The following is a 16,000-nucleotide window of genomic DNA, read 5'->3' as shown; positions in this document are numbered from 1 at the left end:
GCGACACCGACGCCGGGCACCTGGCACTCGGGACGCCGTGCGAGACTTGCCGACGTGAGTGCTAATCAGACGCCGCCGTCCGCCACGTACGACTCCGCCTTCCTCAAGGCCTGCCGGCGCGAGCCCGTGCCGCACACCCCGGTGTGGTTCATGCGGCAGGCCGGGCGCTCACTGCCGGAGTACCGCAAGGTCCGCGAGGGCGTCCCCATGCTCGAGTCCTGCATGCGGCCCGAGCTGGTCACCGAGATCACCCTCCAGCCGGTGCGCCGGCACCACGTGGACGCGGCGATCTACTTCAGCGACATCGTCGTCCCGCTCAAGGCCATCGGCATCGACCTCGACATCAAGCCCGGCGTCGGCCCGGTCGTCGAGAAGCCGATCCGCACCCGCGCCGACCTGGCCCAGCTGCGCGACCTCACCCCCGGGGACGTCTCCTACGTCACCGAGGCCATCGGCCTGCTGACCGCCGAACTCGGCGCCACCCCGCTCATCGGTTTCGCCGGCGCGCCTTTCACCCTCGCGAGTTACCTCGTCGAGGGCGGTCCGTCGCGCACGTACGAGAACGCCAAGGCGATGATGTACGGCGACCCGGAGCTCTGGGCCGACCTGCTGGACCGCCTCGCCGACATCACGGCCGCGTTCCTGAAGGTACAGATCGAGGCCGGCGCCTCCGCCGTCCAGCTCTTCGACTCCTGGGCCGGCGCGCTCGCCCCCGTCGACTACCGCCGCTCGGTGATGGCCGCCTCCGCCAAGGTGCTCGACGCCGTCGCCGGATACGGCGTCCCGCGCATCCACTTCGGCGTCGGCACCGGCGAGTTGCTGGGCCTCATGGGCGAGGCCGGCGCGGATGTCGTCGGCGTCGACTACCGGGTGTCGCTCGACGAGGCCGCCCGCCGCGTCGGCCCCGGCAAGGCGCTCCAGGGCAACCTCGACCCGACCGTCCTGTTCGCCGGCACCGAGGCCGTCGAGGCCAAGACCCGCGAGGTGCTGGAGACGGCGAAGGACCTGGAGGGCCACGTCTTCAACCTCGGCCACGGCGTCATGCCCTCCACCGACCCGGACGCGCTGACCCGGCTCGTGGAGTACGTCCACACGCGGACCGCCCGCTGACCTACCAGGTGTGCCGGGGCCGCGCCCTCCTGCCGAACAGCAGGCCGCGCGGTTCCGGCGGCGGGGTCGTGCCCGCCTTGAGCGGCCAGGCCAGCAGCATGCCGACGAGGAAGCCCACGACATGCGCCGCGTACGCCACCGTGCCCGCGTCGGAGACACCCTCGCCGGACGAGTAGAAGGCCTGGAGCACGAACCAGAACCCCAGCACCAGCCAGGCCGGCAGTCTGAGCGGCAGGAAGACCAGGAACGGGACCAGGACCCACACCCTGGCCTTCGGATACAGCACCAGATAGGCGCCCAGCACCCCCGCGATGGCCCCGGACGCGCCGATCAGCGGGTCGCCGGAGTCGTCGTTGAGGAGCGCGAAGCCGTACGACGCCGCGTAGCCGCAGACGACGTAGAACAGCGCGAAGCGCACATGGCCCATGCGGTCCTCGACGTTGTTGCCGAAGATCAGCAGGAACAGCATGTTGCCCAGCAGATGCAGCCAGCCGCCGTGCAGGAACATCGCGGAGAACACGGACAGCGCGGGGGACTTGTCGTAGGTCGGCGGGCCGACCACACAGCCCCGGCCGCCCGGACCCACCTCACCGGTGGGGACCAGCCGCGGCAGCTGATGGTGGATCAGCTCCTGCGGCACGGCCGAGTAGTGGTCCAGGAACGCCTGTAGATGACACAGCTGGGACAGGCTGCTGTCGCCCGCCACGGAGCCGGCGAGGCCGGGCGTGTACAGGAAGACCAGCACGTTCGCGGCGATGAGCGCGTACGTCACCACAGGGGTGCGGCGCACCGGGTTCACGTCATGGACGGGGATGACCACAAGGGAAATGTGCCCGCAATACGGGGCGTGAACCGGTGAACAGCCGCACGCGCGCGTGCGTATGTGTTCTCAACCGACGTGAGGAACAGGCGATGAACGACCGAGTTACTCCTCCCATCCACGCGCTGCCCGACGGTGAGGCCGAGCTCGCCGTCGTGCTGCGACTGCCCTGGGAGGACGTCGCCCGACTGGGCCAGGAGGCGGGGCGGCTGGCCTCGCAGATGCAGCGGCCGGTGACGCTGGACGAGGCGGTGAGCCACCGGCTGCGGTCGTCCCGGGCCTCCGCCGCCCACGCCAAGCCCGCGGGCGAGCAGCCCGCCGCCATGCCGGCCGCCGTCCCCGCGAGCGCGTCCGTGTCATCGCTGCCCAGGCCTCCGGCGGAGCAGGCACGGCAGGCGATCGAGCGGATCAACGGGACAACCGCCTAGCCGTCATCGGGTGCTGCAACACGGCGAGTGCGGGCTCGTCGGGGCTGGTCGCGCAGTTCCCCGCACCTCTAGGTCGGCTGACCTACCGCCTTTGCAGCCTTGCGGGCGGCCACCAGCACCGGGTCCCACACCGGGCTGAACGGCGGTGCGTAGCCCAGGTCCAGGGCCGTCATCTGCTCCACCGTCATCCCGGCCGTCAGCGCCACCGCCGCGATGTCCACGCGCTTCCCGGCGCCCTCCCTCCCGACGATCTGCACGCCGAGCAGCCGCCCTGTGCGGCGCTCGGCGAGCATCTTGACCGTCATGGGGGAGGCGCCGGGGTAGTAGCCCGCGCGGGACGTCGACTCGATGGTGACGGACACGAACCGCAGGCCCACCCTGTGCGCGTCCTTCTCGCGCAGTCCCGTGCGTGCGATCTCCAGGTCGCAGACCTTGCTGACCGCCGTACCGACCACACCCGGGAAGGTCGCGTAACCGCCGCCGACATTGGCGCCGATGACCTGGCCGTGCTTGTTGGCGTGGGTGCCGAGCGCGATGTGGCGTTCCTGGCCGGAGACCAGGTCGAGGACCTCCACGCAGTCGCCGCCCGCCCAGATGTTCTCGTGCCCGCGCACCCGCATGCCGAGATCGGTCAGCAGCCCGTCATGACGGCCCACGGGCAACCCCGCCGCCTTGGCCAGCGAGGTCTCCGGGCGCACCCCGATACCCAGCACCACGACGTCCGCCGGGTACTCGGCGTCCTCCGTGGCCACCGCCCGCACCCGCCCGTCCTCGCCGGTCAGGACCTTGGTGACCACGGCGTCGTCGACCATGGTGATGCCCAGGCCCTCCAACGCCTCGTGCACCAGCCGCCCCATGTCCGGGTCGAGCGTCGACATGGGCTCGCTGCCGCGGTTGACGACCGTCACCTCGTAGCCGCGGTTGATGAGCGCCTCGGCCATCTCGACGCCGATGTACCCCGCGCCGACCACCACCGCCCGCCGCCCACGCGTGCGTGCCAGCGTGTCGATCAGCGCCTGCCCGTCGTCGAGGGTCTGCACCCCGTGGACGCCCGGCGCGTCGACGCCCGGCATGTCCGGGCGGACGGGGCGGGCGCCGGTCGCGATCACGAGTTTGTCGTACGACGTCCAGGACTCCGCCCCGGAATCGAGGTCACGCGCGCGTACCCGCCGCCCTTCGACGTCGATCTCCGTGACCTCCGTGCGCATGCGCAGGTCGATGTCACGGGCCCGGTGCTCCTCGGGCGTGCGGGCGATCAGTTCGTCCCGCTCCTCGACGTCACCGCCCACCCAGTACGGGATGCCGCAGGCCGAGTAGGACGTGAAGTGGCCCCGCTCGAACGCCACGATCTCCAGTTCCTCGGGCCCCTTCAGCCGGCGGGCCTGCGACGCCGCGGACATCCCCGCGGCGTCGCCGCCGATCACGACCAGTCGTTCCCTCGCAGCGTTCATGTTCATGCGAACACGCTACGTGGGGCGGGCATTTCAGTGCTGCCCGCCGCCCCGCTCCTCGACGGTCACCGGGAGGGGCTCCGGGACCGGGCGGCGCGAGCGCCGGGGCCGGAGCAGGCGCAGCCACGCCAGCACGAGCAGGGCCAGGACCGCGGCGAACGGCAGGACAGCCGCCAGCGCCACCACGATCCAGCGCAGCATCGTCACGAACGCGTCCCAGCCGCCCGCCAGCGCGTCCACGATCCCCGGATCGTCGTCCTCGGCGGCCTTCACGGCCGGCTTCTCGGACAGGGACAGGGTGATGGTGGCCAGGCTCGTGCGGTCCTTCAGGGAGGCCTGCCGGGCGAGCAGTGCTTCCAGGTCGGCCTGACGGCTGCTCAGTTCGCCCTCCAGGGTCACGACGTCGCTCAGCTTGGTGGCCCGGTCCATCAGCTCGCGGATGCGGGCCACGCTCGCGCGCTGCGACGTGATGCGGCTCTCCACGTCGACGACCTGGTCGGTGACGTCCTGCGCCTTCGCGGTGCGCTCGATGAGCCTGCCCGAGCCCTCCAGCTCGGTCAGCACCTCCTCGTACGCGTCGACGGGCACCCGCAGCGTCACCCGCGTCTCCTCCGCGCCCTCCTCGTCGCGGGAGGTGGACTCCTTGCCGATGTAGCCGCCGGCGTTCTCGGTGGTGGTGCGGGCCGCCTCCAGCGCCTTCGGTACGTCCTTGACCTGCACGGTGAGTTCGGCGGTACGGATGATGTGGCTGGTGGGGAGCTTGGGAGCGGTGCTCGCCTGCCTGCCGCCGCTGTCGGCGGCGCCGCCCGGGCCGGCCTCCTTCCCGTCCGACAGCGCGGCGCTGTCGCTGCCGGAGCCGCTGTCGGAGGATCCGGAGCCGGAGCAGCCGGACAGAGCCAGTGCGGCGGCCAGCAGGATGCCCGCCAGGGCCTGGACGGGTCGTACGGAACGTTGTGTGCGCATGGGCGTGCCCCCGAGGGTCGTGACGACTGACGCTCCTTCGACGCGCGGGCGCCCCGCAACGTTGGGGCGGGGCGGTTCCGAAGGGGTCACGGTCGGGACTCGGAAGGGACGTACGAAGGGACAAAGGTCCCTGGCGTCACTGTCGGTGGCGTCTGAGAAGGTGGAGCCATGAGCGGATCAGGTACGACGGGGCACGTCGTCGTCATCGGGGCCGGGATCGCGGGACTGGCCGCGGCTCACCGGCTGCTGGGGCGCGGGGCGCGGGTGACCGTGCTGGAGGCGTCCGGCCGCGTCGGCGGCAAGCTGCTGCCCGGCGAGATCGCCGGCGCGCGGGTGGACCTCGGCGCGGAGTCGATGCTGGCGCGCAGACCGGAGGCCGTCGCCCTGGCCCGCGAGGTGGGCCTGACCGACCGCCTTCAGCCCCCCGTCACCGCCACCGCCTCGATCTGGACCCGCGGCGCCCTGCGCCCGATGCCCAAGGGCCATGTCATGGGCGTCCCCGGCACCGCGTCCGCTCTCGAAGGCGTCCTCTCCGACGAGGGCCTGGCCCGCATCGAGCGCGACGCCGACCTGCCGCGCACCGAGGTCGGCGACGACGTGGCGGTCGGTGAGTACGTCGCCGCGCGGCTCGGCCGCGAGGTCGTCGACCGGCTGATCGAGCCCCTGCTCGGCGGCGTGTACGCGGGCGACGCCTACCGCCTGTCGATGCGCTCGGCGGTCCCGCAGCTCTTCCAGGCCGCGCGGACCCACACCTCCCTGACGGAGGCGGTCCGCGAGATCCAGGCCAAGGCGGCGGCCAACCAGCAGACCGGCCCGGTCTTCATGGGCCTCGCGGGCGGCGTCGGCAGCCTCCCGCTCGCCGTCGCCGACTCGGTCCGCGCGCGAGGCGGCGAGATCATCACCGGCGCGCCCGTGACCGAACTGCGGCGCGAGGGCGCGGAGGGCTGGCGGGTCGCGGCCGGGGACCGCGTCCTGCACGCCGATTCCGTGGTCGTCGCCGTACCCGCCCCCGCCGCCGCCCGCCTGCTGCGGCCGGAAGCCCCCGAGGCCGCCGCCGAACTGGCCGCCGTCGAGTACGCCTCCATGGCCCTGGTCACCCTCGCCTACCGCCGCGCGGACACCGATCTCCCGGCGGGCAGCGGCTTCCTCGTCCCGCCCGTCGACGGCCGCACGATCAAGGCGGCCACGTTCGCCTCCCAGAAGTGGGGCTGGATCGCCGACGAGAACCCGGACGTCGTGGTCCTGCGCACCTCGGTCGGCCGCTACGGCGAGACGGCGATCCTGGACCGCGACGACGCAGACCTCGTCGACGTCTCCCGCCACGATCTGCGCGAGGCCACCGGCCTCGACGCGAGCCCCCTCGAAACCCGCGTCACCCGCTGGACCGACGGTCTGCCCCAGTACCCCGTCGGCCACCACGCGCGCGTGGCCCGCGTCCGCGAGCACCTCGCGAAGCTCCCGGGCCTGGCCGTCTGCGGTGCCCAGTACGACGGAGTCGGCATCCCGGCCTGCGTCGCGAGCGCGTACGCGGCGGTCGACGAGATCCACGGAGACGAGCGCGGTGTGCAGGAGCTCACCGCCCACCCGGTGCAGAGTCTGCACGGAGGAGCAGGAGAATAAGGACCATGACCAACGATGCCACCACCCCCGAGGCCGGCCGGATCCCGAACAAGGGCAAGCTGGCCAAGGACCTCAACGAGGTCATCCGATACACGCTCTGGTCCGTCTTCAAACTGAAGGACGTCCTCCCCGAGGACCGCGCGGGCTACGCCGACGAGGTCCAGGAGCTGTTCGACCAGCTCGCCGCCAAGGACGTCACGATCCGCGGCACCTACGACGTGTCCGGACTGCGCGCCGACGCCGACCTCATGATCTGGTGGCACGCCGAGACCGCCGACCAGCTCCAGGAGGCGTACAACCTCTTCCGCCGCACCAGGCTGGGCCGCGCGCTGGAGCCGGTCTGGTCGAACATGGCGCTGCACCGCCCCGCCGAGTTCAACCGCTCGCACATCCCGGCGTTCCTCGCCGACGAGACGCCCCGCAACTACGTCAGCGTCTACCCCTTCGTGCGGTCCTACGACTGGTACCTCCTGCCCGACGAGGACCGCCGCCGCATGCTCGCCGACCACGGCAAGATGGCCCGCGGCTACCCGGACGTCCGCGCCAACACGGTCGCCTCCTTCTCCCTCGGCGACTACGAGTGGCTCCTGGCCTTCGAGGCCGACGAGCTCTACCGCATCGTCGACCTCATGCGCCACCTGCGCGCCTCGGAGGCCCGCATGCACGTCCGCGAAGAGGTCCCGTTCTACACGGGCCGCAGGAAGTCGGTCGCGGAACTGGTGGCAGGCCTGGCCTGAGGCTTTTTGCTTGTAGGGGCGCGGGGCTGTATCAATCTGCGGCTACCGCCGCGCGGGCGCGACCAGCCACAACCGGCCCGCAGCATCCCGAAGGCCTTACTTGGCAGCCCGCGGTTTCGGCTCCGGATGCGGCGCACACGCAGCGCGCCGCACCGGAAGCCGCCCCTCCAACAAATACGCGTCCAGATACCCGTTCACGCACCGATTCGGCCCACCCCCGATCCCGTGCGTCCCGGCATCCCGCTCGGTCACCAGCACCGACCCCGACAACCGCCGATGCATCTCCAACGCCCCCTGATAAGGCGCGGCAGCATCCCGCTCAGCGGCCAGAATCAGGACGGGCGGCAACTCCCCAGGCCCCGTCCGCACATCGACGACCTGCTGACGCGGCGCCTGCCAGTACGCGCACGGCAGGTTCATCCACACGTTGTCCCATGTCTCGAACGGCGCCACCCGCGCCAGCCGTGTGTTGTCCCGGTCCCACACCGCCCACTCCGTGGGCCAGGCCGCGTCGTTGCACTCGACGGCCGTGTACACCGCGCTGGAGTTCTCGGCCTCCTTCGCCGCCTCCGGATGCGGCCCCGCCTGCTGGATCAGTGGCTTGGGATCGCCCTTGAGATAGGCGGACAGCGCCTGCGCCCGGTGCGGCCAGAAGTCGTCGTAGTACCCGGCGGTCAGGAACGCCCCCTGCAACTGCCCGGGCCCGACCTTCCCGCCGGCCGGTTCCGCCGCCAGCTGCGCCGCCGCCTTGTCGTAGCTGCGCTGCACCTTCTCGGCCGTGTCACCGAGCCCGTACACCTTGTCGTGCTTGGCGACCCACTCGCGGAAGTCCGCCCAGCGGCCCTCGAACGCGGCCGACTGGTCGAGGTTGTTGCGGTACCAGATCTGCTCCGGGTCCGGGTTCACCGCCGCGTCGAACACCATCCGCCGCACATGCGAGGGGAACAGCGTCGCGTACAGCGCCCCGAAGTAGGTGCCGTACGACGCCCCCATGAACGTCAGCCGGTCCTCGCCGAGCGCGGCGCGCAGGACGTCCAGGTCACGGGCGTTGTTGAGCGAGGTGTAGTGCCGCAGCGCGCTGCCCGCCCGCTTGGCGCAGCCGCGCGCGTACGCCTTCGCCTCGGCGATGCGCTCCCGCTTGTACGACTCCGAGGGGTGCACCGGCGCCGGTGAGGGCGCCTTGAGGAAGTGCTTGGGGTCCTCGCAGGACAGCGGCGCGGAGCGGCCGACGCCGCGCGGGGCGTAGCCGACGAGGTCGTACGCCGCCGCGAGCGGCTTCCACTCGGGCAGGTAGCCGATGAGCGGGAAGTACATGCCGGAGGCGCCGGGTCCGCCCGGGTTGTAGACCAGGGAACCCTGCCCGGGGACCTTGTGCTTGCTGTTGTGGGGGTCCTTGTGGGTGGCCCGGACCCGGCTGACGGTGAGTTTGATCTGTTTGCCGTCGGGGTGCGCGTAGTCGAGCGGGACGGTCACCGTGCCGCACCGCATCGCGGCCGGCAGGTCCTCCGCGTCGGGACACCTGCCGAAGGCGATCCCGGCCGCCTGGGCCCGTGCGGCGGCCGTCGCGGTGCCCCGCAGCTCGACCGCGCCCGGCAGGCCGCCCGGGACTCCGGGCGAGGTGCTGCCGGCCGGGGCGGCCGCGAGTGTGGTCAGGATCAAGGTCCCGGCGGCCGAGTAGAGGGCGGGGGCTCTCATGGCGTATCCCTTCGGTGCACGGCAGCAACAAAAGGGATGTTTCGTTCGGTTGTTGGTGAAGGCAAGCACCGTCCGGCCGGTGTCGGCGCCAATGCCCCCTATGCGCCCCTGGTGTGCCCGTCGCGCCAGTGCTGCTCGCGCTCGGCGAAGGCCGCGCGCAGGTCCGGTTCACCGACCGCGCGGATACCCCGTACGGCGACCGAGGTGAGGTAGGTGCGGTCGTCACCGCCTCCGGTACGGCGGGCCAGGGCGCCGAGCAGGCGCTGGCCGGCGGGGGAGGCCCAGCGCGAGTACGGGTGGACCTCGACCCGGGCGATGGCCAGGCAGCTCAGCGTGAGGGCGAGCGGCAGCGCGAACCACAGGGCGATGAGCTGGCGCGGCATCTCCGACGGGGCGGGCGTCAACAGCGCGGTCGCGCCCAGCGCGAGGACCACGAGCGCGGCGAACTGCACCTGGCGGACCGCCGCCGCCACCGTCGTACGGGCCCCGTCCGGCACGGCGAGACCCGCGCGGACGAGACGGTCGGCGAGGCCGCGCACCGGGGCCGCGCCGGCCGCGGCGTCCCGCGCCGGGGTGATGCGGGACTGACCCTCCGGACCTATGGCCCCGATGACGGAGCGTTCGATCTCGTCCCGGCCGCGCGGGTCGACGACGGTCGCCCAGCCGGTGTGCGCGAGGAGCAGTCGGCGCTGGCGCGCCATCGAGACCATGGTGAGGTCGGCGACCCGTCGGGGACCGCCGGACAGGAACGCCGCCTCGTACAGCGTCAGATCGTGCCCACGGCCCGCGGCCACTTCTTCCGTGTCCACGGCCGCAGCACGTACGGCGGCCAGGCACAGCCGGGTACACGCGGTACCGGCGGCGGCCCAGGCCAGCAGGAGGAGAAGGACCCAGAACATGACGCTGTTCTATGCGAATCGGTCGTGAGGGCGCCATGCCTTGTTCACAATCCGGACGGAGCGTTGCCGGTACGTGATGTTCCTTTTGGGGCCGCTCAGGGCTCGATCACTGGTTGTCCGGCGGCGGACTGCTGGCCGGGGGCGGCAGCGTGTACGTCGGGGACGCCGACGGGGTCACCGGGACGGCCGGGCTCGGGTCGGTCGTCGGACCGGGCGGGCCGGGGGTGCGGGTGATCGGGGGAGTGTTGCCGGAGGCCATGTCCTGGGCCAGGGCGTCCCAGTCGACGTACCCGGTGGCCTCCAGGATCTTGATGTGGTCGAGGACGGTGGTGTTCGCGTCGTCGGCGAGGGCGCGGACCAGGGAGTTGCGGGTGGTGGCCCGCACCTGGGCGACGACCGAGAAGACCCTGCCGTGCGCGAGGCGCAGGATGTTGGCGAACTGGCGGTCGTACTCCGTGCCTTGGGCCGAACTCAGGGTGGCCAGCCACTGCTTCTGCTGGTCGTTGGGCTCGTTGGGGAGTTCGAGGCCGAGCTGTGAGGCGACCTCGCGCACCCGCTCGTCCAGGAACGTGTGCCCCTCGACCAGATGCTGGCCCGCCGTGCGGACGGCCTGCGTCGTGCCCTTCTGGAGGGCCTGCTGCCCGGCGGGCAGCTCCCACAGCCCGGCGAGGCGGACCTTGGTGACGAACTCCCGGTCGAGCGCCGACAGCGGACCGTACCTCGTCGACACGGTCTGGGCGTTCAGTACGTCGACCCCGGTGCCGGACCGGTCGGCGTACGACCAGACCGGGAACACCAGGGCCGCCAGGGTCGCCGCCAGGCCGGTGATGATGAGCCCGGTGCCACTGAAGATGCCTCGGCCTTGGACGGGGGGTCGGGGTCGCATGGTGCCTCCTGCTTGCGGCACCGCACGCCAGTGCGTTTCGGGTGCGCAGTTGGCATGTTACTGCGCGGTCCGCGCCCCACTGCCGACCGCCCGCTCAGCGGCGCAGCAGCACCCGCCGCGTCGCCCGCGCGAGGCGCACGCCCGGCCGGTGCGAGCGGGGCCGTGACCCCGACCGCTCCAGCCACCACTCCCGCAGCTCACCCAGTGTCCGCTCGTCCCGGACCGCCCCCGCCGCCAGCAGATACCCGGCGAAGTCCAGCGCGTCCCTGCGGTACCCGCCGGTCATCGGGTGCCCGTGGGCGTACCCGAGGAACGCGGTCCGGTACCCCGCGCCCAGGATCCCCGGCAGCTCGGGCGCGACCTTCGCCACGGCATCCGCCCGCTTCCCGGCGAGGGCCCGCGCCTGCACCCCGAGCCGCACCCGGTCGAACCCCTCGGGCACGGGCGTCCCGGCGACGAGGGCGGACAGCAGCGCGGTCTGCGCGAGGGCGAGACGCTGACGGGCGGGAGCGGGAGCGGGAGCGGGAGCGGGAGCGGGAGTTGGAGTGGGAGTGGGGGCGGGGTCGGAGGCGGGAGCGGGTGTGGCGGCGGGGTCGGAGGCGGGAGCGGGTGTGGCGGCGCGGGTGGCTTCCGTGACCGGAGCATGCCCCTGCCCCTGGCCCTGCCCCTCGCCCTGGCTCTGCTCCCGTCCCTTCTCCAGCGCCCCCCGGATCGCCGTCAACTCCCCCTCCAGCTCGGCCGGTTCGGGGAAGTTCTCGTCGCGCTCCAGCAGGACCCCCGGCGGGGTCACCCGGGAGGCCAGGTCGGTCAGGATGTCGAGGACCGGGCGCGGGACCGGGTGGGCGTGGCTGTCGTGCCAGACGCCGTCCCGCTCGAAGCCGCCCGCGACATGGACGTAGGCGATCGCCTCCAGCGGGAGGTCGGTGAGGGCCTCGGCCGGGTCCTCGCCGCGATTGACGTGGTTGGTGTGGAGGTTGGCGACGTCGATGAGCAGCCGTACGCCGGTGCGGTCGGCCAGCTCGTACAGGAACTGCCCCTCGGTCAGCTCCTCGCCCGGCCAGGAGATCAGCGCGGCGATGTTCTCGACGGCGAGCGGCACGGGCAGCGCGGCCTGGGCGACGCGGATGTTCTCGCAGAGCACGTCGAGGGCGTCACGGGTGCGCGGCACGGGCAGCAGATGGCCGGCCTCCAGGCGCGGGGAGGCCGTCAGGGGGCCGCCCGCCCGCACGAACGCGATGTGCTCGGTGACCAGGGGCGAGCCCAGCGCCTCGGCGCGCTCGGCGAGGGCCGTCAGTCGCCCCTCGTCGGGGCGGTCGGCGCCGCCGAGGCCGAGCGAGACGCCGTGCGGGACCACGGTCACCCCGCGCTCCCGCAGCCGCCGCAGCGATTCGGGCAGATGGCCGGGGCACGTGTTCTCGGCCACGACCTCGACCCAGTCGATGCCCGGCATGCGCTCCACGGCGTCCGCGATCTCCGGCCGCCAGCCGATCCCCGTGCCCAGTCGCTCCATGTCCCCGTCCCCGTTTCCCCGTCGAGTGGCTTGCTCACGTGCTCGCCGTGTCGTCTCCTTCGACGCCCCGCTGTTCCTGTGTGACGGGGGTATGGCCCCGGCGCCGGGAGCCGAATCACCTCCGGGGCGTCTTCAGAGCAACATTTGAGGTTCGGGCTTCCGCCCCAGCAGCCGCAGTGTCTCCTCCAGGGCCCCGGCCCCCTCCGGTACCAGCGACGCGGGCGCGAACGCGAACCCGTCCCCACGGCTGCCCGGGTCCGCCGGAACACGCCGGGCCACGGCCAGGGCCGCGGCGAGGACGTCGTCCGGCAGTTCCAGACGTACGCCGAGGGTGGCGGCCACGTCCCAGGCGTGCACGACGTAGTCCACGAGGTGGAAGCCGATCGCCGGCCGCCCCGGAACGGTCAGCCCGAGCTCCGGGAGCGTGAACTCCCGCCCCTCGACGCCCGGTTCGGCGAAGGCGTCGAGCACATCCGCCGCGGCTGCCCGATGCACCTCGGCGGGCGCGCCCAGGTCCTCCGGCTCCCTCCAGTGCGCCGGTTCACCGCCCACGCCCCGCGCCGCCGCCGCGAACCCGCGATGCTGCGCGGCCATGTGCGCCACGAGCCGTCGCAACGACCACCCGGCACAAGGGCTGTCCCGCTCCCAGTCCCCGGCGCCGGCCTCGTCCTCGTCCCGCGCGAGTCCCACCACCCGCACGGCTTCCTCCACGGCGATCCGGTCGAGCCTCACGACGTCCATGCGCACTCCTCGGCGATCGGGGCAGACCCTCACCCTAAAAGTAAGCGAACGGTCGTGCTATTAGTTTTCGCCGAACCCCCGCGGAACCGACTCCCCGTCCACCGCCACCGCCCGCAACCGCGCCGCGATCCCCACCCGGGCCCGGCGATAGACGGCCGTCTCCCCGTGCAGCACGGACAGGGCGTTCGCCGACTCCATCAGGGCGATCAACTCGAAGGCCAGCTGCCCGGCATCCGTGTCCGCCCGCAGCTCACCGGCCGTCCGCGCCTCCGCGATCCGCTCCTCGACATGCCCGGTCCAGTAGCGCTGGGTCTCGACGAGCGCATCGTGCACGGCGCCTTCCCGGGCGTCGAACTCCGCGAGCACGCCGTAGAAGAAGCAGCCGCCGGGAAAGACCCGCCGTTCCGAATAGTCCAGCCACGCCTCACACAGCCGCCACAGCCGCCCGATCCCCGCCGGAACCGCCGCGGCGGGCTCCACGACCTCGCCGACGAACACCCGCGAGGCCTCTCGTACGGTCGCCAGTTGCAGCTCCTGCTTGGAGCCGAACAGCGCGAACACCCCGCTCTTGCTCAACCCCAGCTCCGTCGCGAGCCGCCCCACCGACAGTGCTTCAAGGCCCTCGACGGAAGCGATCTCGACGGTACGGCGCAGCACCGACTCCCGGGTGCGGTTGCCCCGTTCGACCCGACCGTCGAGCCGGGTCACCGCAGCGCCGGATGGTCGGCGACGACGGTGCAGGAACCGGGCGCGATCTCCGTGAACCCCGCGTCCCGCACCAACGGCAGCCCGCTGGACGTCAGTTCACGCCACCGCTCGGGCGGCGCGGTCCGCACGGCCAGCGGGAACCCGGCCTCGCGCCAGGCGTCGCGCTGCTCGTCCGACAGTTCCCACCAGGCGAGTTGGGCCCCGTGCCCGGCCTGCGCCATCGCCTTGCCGGCCGACATGTCCAGATCCGGGCTCAGCCACAGCACCGGCGCCCCCGGATCGGCGTCCACCGGGGTCTCCGGGTCGTCGAGATCGGTCCCGGACACCTGAAGCTTGGCCAGCTCCTTCGGCCACCCGTCGAGCGGCACCGGCGGAAACACCCGCACCTCGGCCGACTTTCCCGTGGCGGTGATCCCGGGCAGCGCCTCGGCCTTCCGCCACTCCGCCCCACGCGCCCGCCGCACGACCTTCCGAATCCGGGCGTCCTGCCAGTCCCGCATGACCTCAGCCCACTCCCCGTCCCCGAGGGCCCGCTCATCACTGAGGATGAGGAGAACGGCCCGCGCGGCGGTCTCCAGGGCATCGGTACGGGCGGGAGGAGCGGCACGCTCGATGCGTACGACCAGAGGCAGCACGAACTGAGGAGCCTGGTCGCGCACATTGACTTCTGACTGGAAAGGACTGGCGTTCACCCGGCCACCCTAAGGGGACATCATTTGCCCATGGAACGCGCTCTGCAGCTGGACAACGTGGGCCGCCGCTACGGCCTGCGCGGCCCCTGGGTCTTACGGGGCATCCACCTCACCCTCGCCCCGGGCACCCTGACCCGCGTGGAAGGAGAGAACGGCACCGGCAAATCGACCCTCCTGCGCCTCCTCGCCCGCCTCGACACCCCCTCCGAGGGCAAGGTCAGGGGCCGACCCCGCACCGCCTACGTCCCCGAACGCTTCCCCGCCGCCCTCCCCTTCACCCCGCACGGCTATCTCACCCACCTCGGCAAGATCCACGGCCTGGCCGAACCGTCCGCCAAGCGCGCCGCAGGCGACTGGCTGGACCGCTTCGGCGCCGCCGCCCACGCCCGCACCCCCATGGCCCAGCTCTCCAAGGGCAGCAGCCAGAAGGTCGCCGTGGCGCAGGCCCTGCTCGCCGAACCGGAGCTGCTCGTCCTGGACGAGGCGTGGACCGGCCTCGACACCGGCGCCCGGGCCGAGCTGGAGCGGGCCGTCGCCGAGCGCACTGCGGCCGGGGGAGCGGTGGTGTTCGTCGACCACGACCCGCGGCGCCTGGCGGAGGCGGCCGACGCCGCGTACGTCGTACGGGAAGGTGCTCTGGAAGCCCGTACGGCCCGTACGGCGGCCACCGCACCGCCCACCGGCCCGCAGGTCGTCGTCGAGGTCCAGGGCCCGGCCGGCGGACGGCTGCCCGAGGAGGCGTACCGCACGACGGTCGCCGCCGCGGAGACGGAACCCGGCGCCTACCGGCTCACCGTCCCCGCGTCCCACTCGGACGTGCTGCTGCGCACCCTGCTGACGGCCCGCCCGCCATGGCATGTGGTGAGCGTGCGCCACGCGACCCAGGAAGGCGGCCGATGACCGCGCTGCTCCGCTATCAGACCGCCCTGCTCGTGCGCTCGCAGCGCTGGCTGCCGCCGTTCATCCTGTACGCCGTGTTCCTCGGCGTCGGTGTGCAGAGCGGGCAGCCGATCCTCGACTCGCTGGGCTATGCCGCCGCCGCGCTGCTGCCGGTCGCCGCCTGGCTGGTGCGGATCTGTGTCTCCGGCGAGCCGCCCGCCGCCCGGGCGTGTGTCGCCGCCGCGGTCGGGCCCGCCCGCGCGCATCTCGCCTCGCTGCTCGTGGCGTTGGGTGCCGCGGCGGCGGTCGGTACGGTCGCCACCGTGCTCGTGACGCTGATCAGTGATCCGGTCAGTTCCGACCATCAGATCCGGGTGCCGAGGTTCCCGGCCGGTGGGTCCGGGCTGCTCGCGGTGCTGGCCTGCGCCCTGCTCGGCACGGCCGTCGGGGCGCTGACCGCCTGGCCGCTGCTGCGCTCGCCGGGCCGGGCGGTGCCGACGATGCTGCTCGCGGCCCTGCTGTCGGTCGTGGTGACCGGCTCCCCGGCCCAGGCGGCGGTCAGCGGTCTGGTCACGGGCTCGCAGAAGGGGACGGTCCCGCTGCCGCTGCTGCCCCTCATGGCGGCGGCCGCGGTCACGGCCGTGGCGCTGGCCGTCGCCTGCGTGCGGGCCTCCCGCCGGTCACCCTGAACAGGCGGTCCGCTGTGCCTCCTGCCACTCACACACGGGGCACAGCGTGATCCCCTTGTACGACTCCGGGTACTCCGTCGGCTTCCGGCACAGCACGCACTCGGCGTACGGCGGCCCCTCCGCGAGCGGCGGCTTCGGGACCTCGCGGATCGTGCAGTAGTCCTCGCTCATG

The 16,000-nt window shown here is 72.7% G+C and carries 17 protein-coding genes; 6 read left to right on the top strand and 11 right to left on the bottom strand.

The features are described from left to right. Window positions 1–54 precede the first annotated feature (54 nt). Entirely contained in the window at window positions 55–1,110 is a 1,056-nt protein-coding gene (gene hemE / locus OG866_RS10340; protein ID WP_329333570.1) for a uroporphyrinogen decarboxylase, read from the top strand. 1 nt (window position 1,111) lies between these two features. Here the strand turns inward: hemE and OG866_RS10335 are convergent, their stop codons facing one another. After that, window positions 1,112–1,930 carry a rhomboid family intramembrane serine protease gene (locus OG866_RS10335; RefSeq protein WP_329333568.1) on the bottom strand — a complete coding sequence of 273 codons (819 nt, stop codon included), beginning with the start codon at window positions 1,928–1,930 and terminating at the stop codon, window positions 1,112–1,114. A 92-nt stretch (window positions 1,931–2,022) separates the two neighbouring features. On the opposite strand from OG866_RS10335, the gene OG866_RS10330 reads away from it, so the two are divergent. After that, window positions 2,023–2,358 (top strand): hypothetical protein, encoded by a 336-nt coding sequence (locus OG866_RS10330; protein WP_329333566.1) that lies wholly within the window; start codon window positions 2,023–2,025, stop codon window positions 2,356–2,358. Between the two features lie 68 nt (window positions 2,359–2,426). Here the strand turns inward: OG866_RS10330 and OG866_RS10325 are convergent, their stop codons facing one another. Beyond that, window positions 2,427–3,815 carry an FAD-dependent oxidoreductase gene (locus tag OG866_RS10325; RefSeq protein WP_329333564.1) on the bottom strand — a complete coding sequence of 463 codons (1,389 nt, stop codon included), beginning with the start codon at window positions 3,813–3,815 and terminating at the stop codon, window positions 2,427–2,429. A 27-nt stretch (window positions 3,816–3,842) separates the two neighbouring features. Beyond that, window positions 3,843–4,772, bottom strand: a complete 930-nt coding sequence (locus OG866_RS10320; RefSeq protein ID WP_329333562.1) for a DUF4349 domain-containing protein — start codon at window positions 4,770–4,772, stop codon at window positions 3,843–3,845. 168 nt (window positions 4,773–4,940) lie between these two features. Between OG866_RS10320 and hemG the strand changes: the two genes are divergently transcribed. Then, entirely contained in the window at window positions 4,941–6,392 is a 1,452-nt protein-coding gene (gene hemG / locus OG866_RS10315; protein ID WP_329333560.1) for a protoporphyrinogen oxidase, read from the top strand. 5 nt (window positions 6,393–6,397) lie between these two features. Next, a complete protein-coding gene (hemQ, locus tag OG866_RS10310; protein ID WP_329333558.1) occupies window positions 6,398–7,129 on the top strand; it encodes a hydrogen peroxide-dependent heme synthase in 732 nt (243 codons plus the stop codon). A 96-nt stretch (window positions 7,130–7,225) separates the two neighbouring features. Here hemQ and OG866_RS10305 read toward each other — a convergent pair whose 3' ends face one another. From OG866_RS10305 to OG866_RS10275, 7 genes are all read right to left on the bottom strand, one after another. After that, window positions 7,226–8,824, bottom strand: coding sequence for an alpha/beta hydrolase (locus OG866_RS10305; protein WP_329333556.1), 1,599 nt, complete (start codon window positions 8,822–8,824; stop codon window positions 7,226–7,228). Between the two features lie 98 nt (window positions 8,825–8,922). Then, window positions 8,923–9,723 (bottom strand): TIGR04222 domain-containing membrane protein, encoded by an 801-nt coding sequence (locus OG866_RS10300; protein ID WP_329333554.1) that lies wholly within the window; start codon window positions 9,721–9,723, stop codon window positions 8,923–8,925. 106 nt (window positions 9,724–9,829) lie between these two features. Beyond that, window positions 9,830–10,609: a DUF4142 domain-containing protein gene (locus OG866_RS10295; protein ID WP_329333553.1), complete on the bottom strand. Its 780-nt coding sequence runs from the start codon at window positions 10,607–10,609 to the stop codon at window positions 9,830–9,832. Between the two features lie 94 nt (window positions 10,610–10,703). Continuing rightward, complete coding sequence (locus OG866_RS10290) at window positions 10,704–12,119, bottom strand: DUF692 domain-containing protein (protein WP_329333552.1); 1,416 nt, start codon at window positions 12,117–12,119, stop codon at window positions 10,704–10,706. A 132-nt stretch (window positions 12,120–12,251) separates the two neighbouring features. Further along, entirely contained in the window at window positions 12,252–12,860 is a 609-nt protein-coding gene (locus OG866_RS10285) for a TIGR03086 family metal-binding protein (protein ID WP_329333551.1), read from the bottom strand. 60 nt (window positions 12,861–12,920) lie between these two features. Further along, complete coding sequence (locus OG866_RS10280) at window positions 12,921–13,568, bottom strand: TetR/AcrR family transcriptional regulator (RefSeq protein ID WP_329333549.1); 648 nt, start codon at window positions 13,566–13,568, stop codon at window positions 12,921–12,923. After that, window positions 13,565–14,260 carry a peptidyl-tRNA hydrolase gene (locus tag OG866_RS10275; RefSeq protein ID WP_329333547.1) on the bottom strand — a complete coding sequence of 232 codons (696 nt, stop codon included), beginning with the start codon at window positions 14,258–14,260 and terminating at the stop codon, window positions 13,565–13,567. Before OG866_RS10275 ends, OG866_RS10280 begins: the two co-directional genes overlap by 4 nt. A gap of 30 nt (window positions 14,261–14,290) precedes the next feature. On the opposite strand from OG866_RS10275, the gene OG866_RS10270 reads away from it, so the two are divergent. Both OG866_RS10270 and OG866_RS10265 read left to right on the top strand, forming a co-directional pair. Next, window positions 14,291–15,160, top strand: a complete 870-nt coding sequence (locus OG866_RS10270) for an ABC transporter ATP-binding protein (RefSeq protein WP_329333545.1) — start codon at window positions 14,291–14,293, stop codon at window positions 15,158–15,160. Then, window positions 15,157–15,828, top strand: coding sequence for an ABC transporter (locus tag OG866_RS10265; protein WP_329333543.1), 672 nt, complete (start codon window positions 15,157–15,159; stop codon window positions 15,826–15,828). The genes OG866_RS10270 and OG866_RS10265 overlap by 4 nt, the downstream gene beginning before the upstream one ends. On the opposite strand, the gene OG866_RS10260 is transcribed toward OG866_RS10265, so the two are convergent. Further along, window positions 15,820–15,999: a hypothetical protein gene (locus OG866_RS10260; protein ID WP_329333541.1), complete on the bottom strand. Its 180-nt coding sequence runs from the start codon at window positions 15,997–15,999 to the stop codon at window positions 15,820–15,822. The genes OG866_RS10265 and OG866_RS10260 overlap by 9 nt on opposite strands. Between the last annotated feature and the right edge of the window lies 1 nt (window position 16,000).

This window comes from Streptomyces sp. NBC_00663, assembly GCF_036226885.1.
In the GTDB taxonomy this organism is placed as follows: domain Bacteria; phylum Actinomycetota; class Actinomycetes; order Streptomycetales; family Streptomycetaceae; genus Streptomyces.
Note: the sequence above shows the minus strand (reverse complement) of the source record. Positions and strands in the feature narration are given on the sequence as shown.

Coding starts and splice junctions, on each gene's coding strand:
- OG866_RS10330 (WP_329333566.1), top strand. CDS start 2,023: ATGAACGACCGAGTTACTCCTCCCATCCACGCGCTGCCCGACGGTGAG.
- OG866_RS10325 (WP_329333564.1), bottom strand. CDS start 3,815: ATGAACATGAACGCTGCGAGGGAACGACTGGTCGTGATCGGCGGCGAC.
- OG866_RS10320 (WP_329333562.1), bottom strand. CDS start 4,772: ATGCGCACACAACGTTCCGTACGACCCGTCCAGGCCCTGGCGGGCATC.
- hemG (WP_329333560.1), top strand. CDS start 4,941: ATGAGCGGATCAGGTACGACGGGGCACGTCGTCGTCATCGGGGCCGGG.
- hemQ (WP_329333558.1), top strand. CDS start 6,398: ATGACCAACGATGCCACCACCCCCGAGGCCGGCCGGATCCCGAACAAG.
- OG866_RS10305 (WP_329333556.1), bottom strand. CDS start 8,824: ATGAGAGCCCCCGCCCTCTACTCGGCCGCCGGGACCTTGATCCTGACC.
- OG866_RS10300 (WP_329333554.1), bottom strand. CDS start 9,723: ATGTTCTGGGTCCTTCTCCTCCTGCTGGCCTGGGCCGCCGCCGGTACC.
- OG866_RS10295 (WP_329333553.1), bottom strand. CDS start 10,609: ATGCGACCCCGACCCCCCGTCCAAGGCCGAGGCATCTTCAGTGGCACC.
- OG866_RS10290 (WP_329333552.1), bottom strand. CDS start 12,119: ATGGAGCGACTGGGCACGGGGATCGGCTGGCGGCCGGAGATCGCGGAC.
- OG866_RS10285 (WP_329333551.1), bottom strand. CDS start 12,860: ATGGACGTCGTGAGGCTCGACCGGATCGCCGTGGAGGAAGCCGTGCGG.
- OG866_RS10270 (WP_329333545.1), top strand. CDS start 14,291: ATGGAACGCGCTCTGCAGCTGGACAACGTGGGCCGCCGCTACGGCCTG.
- OG866_RS10265 (WP_329333543.1), top strand. CDS start 15,157: ATGACCGCGCTGCTCCGCTATCAGACCGCCCTGCTCGTGCGCTCGCAG.
- OG866_RS10260 (WP_329333541.1), bottom strand. CDS start 15,999: ATGAGCGAGGACTACTGCACGATCCGCGAGGTCCCGAAGCCGCCGCTC.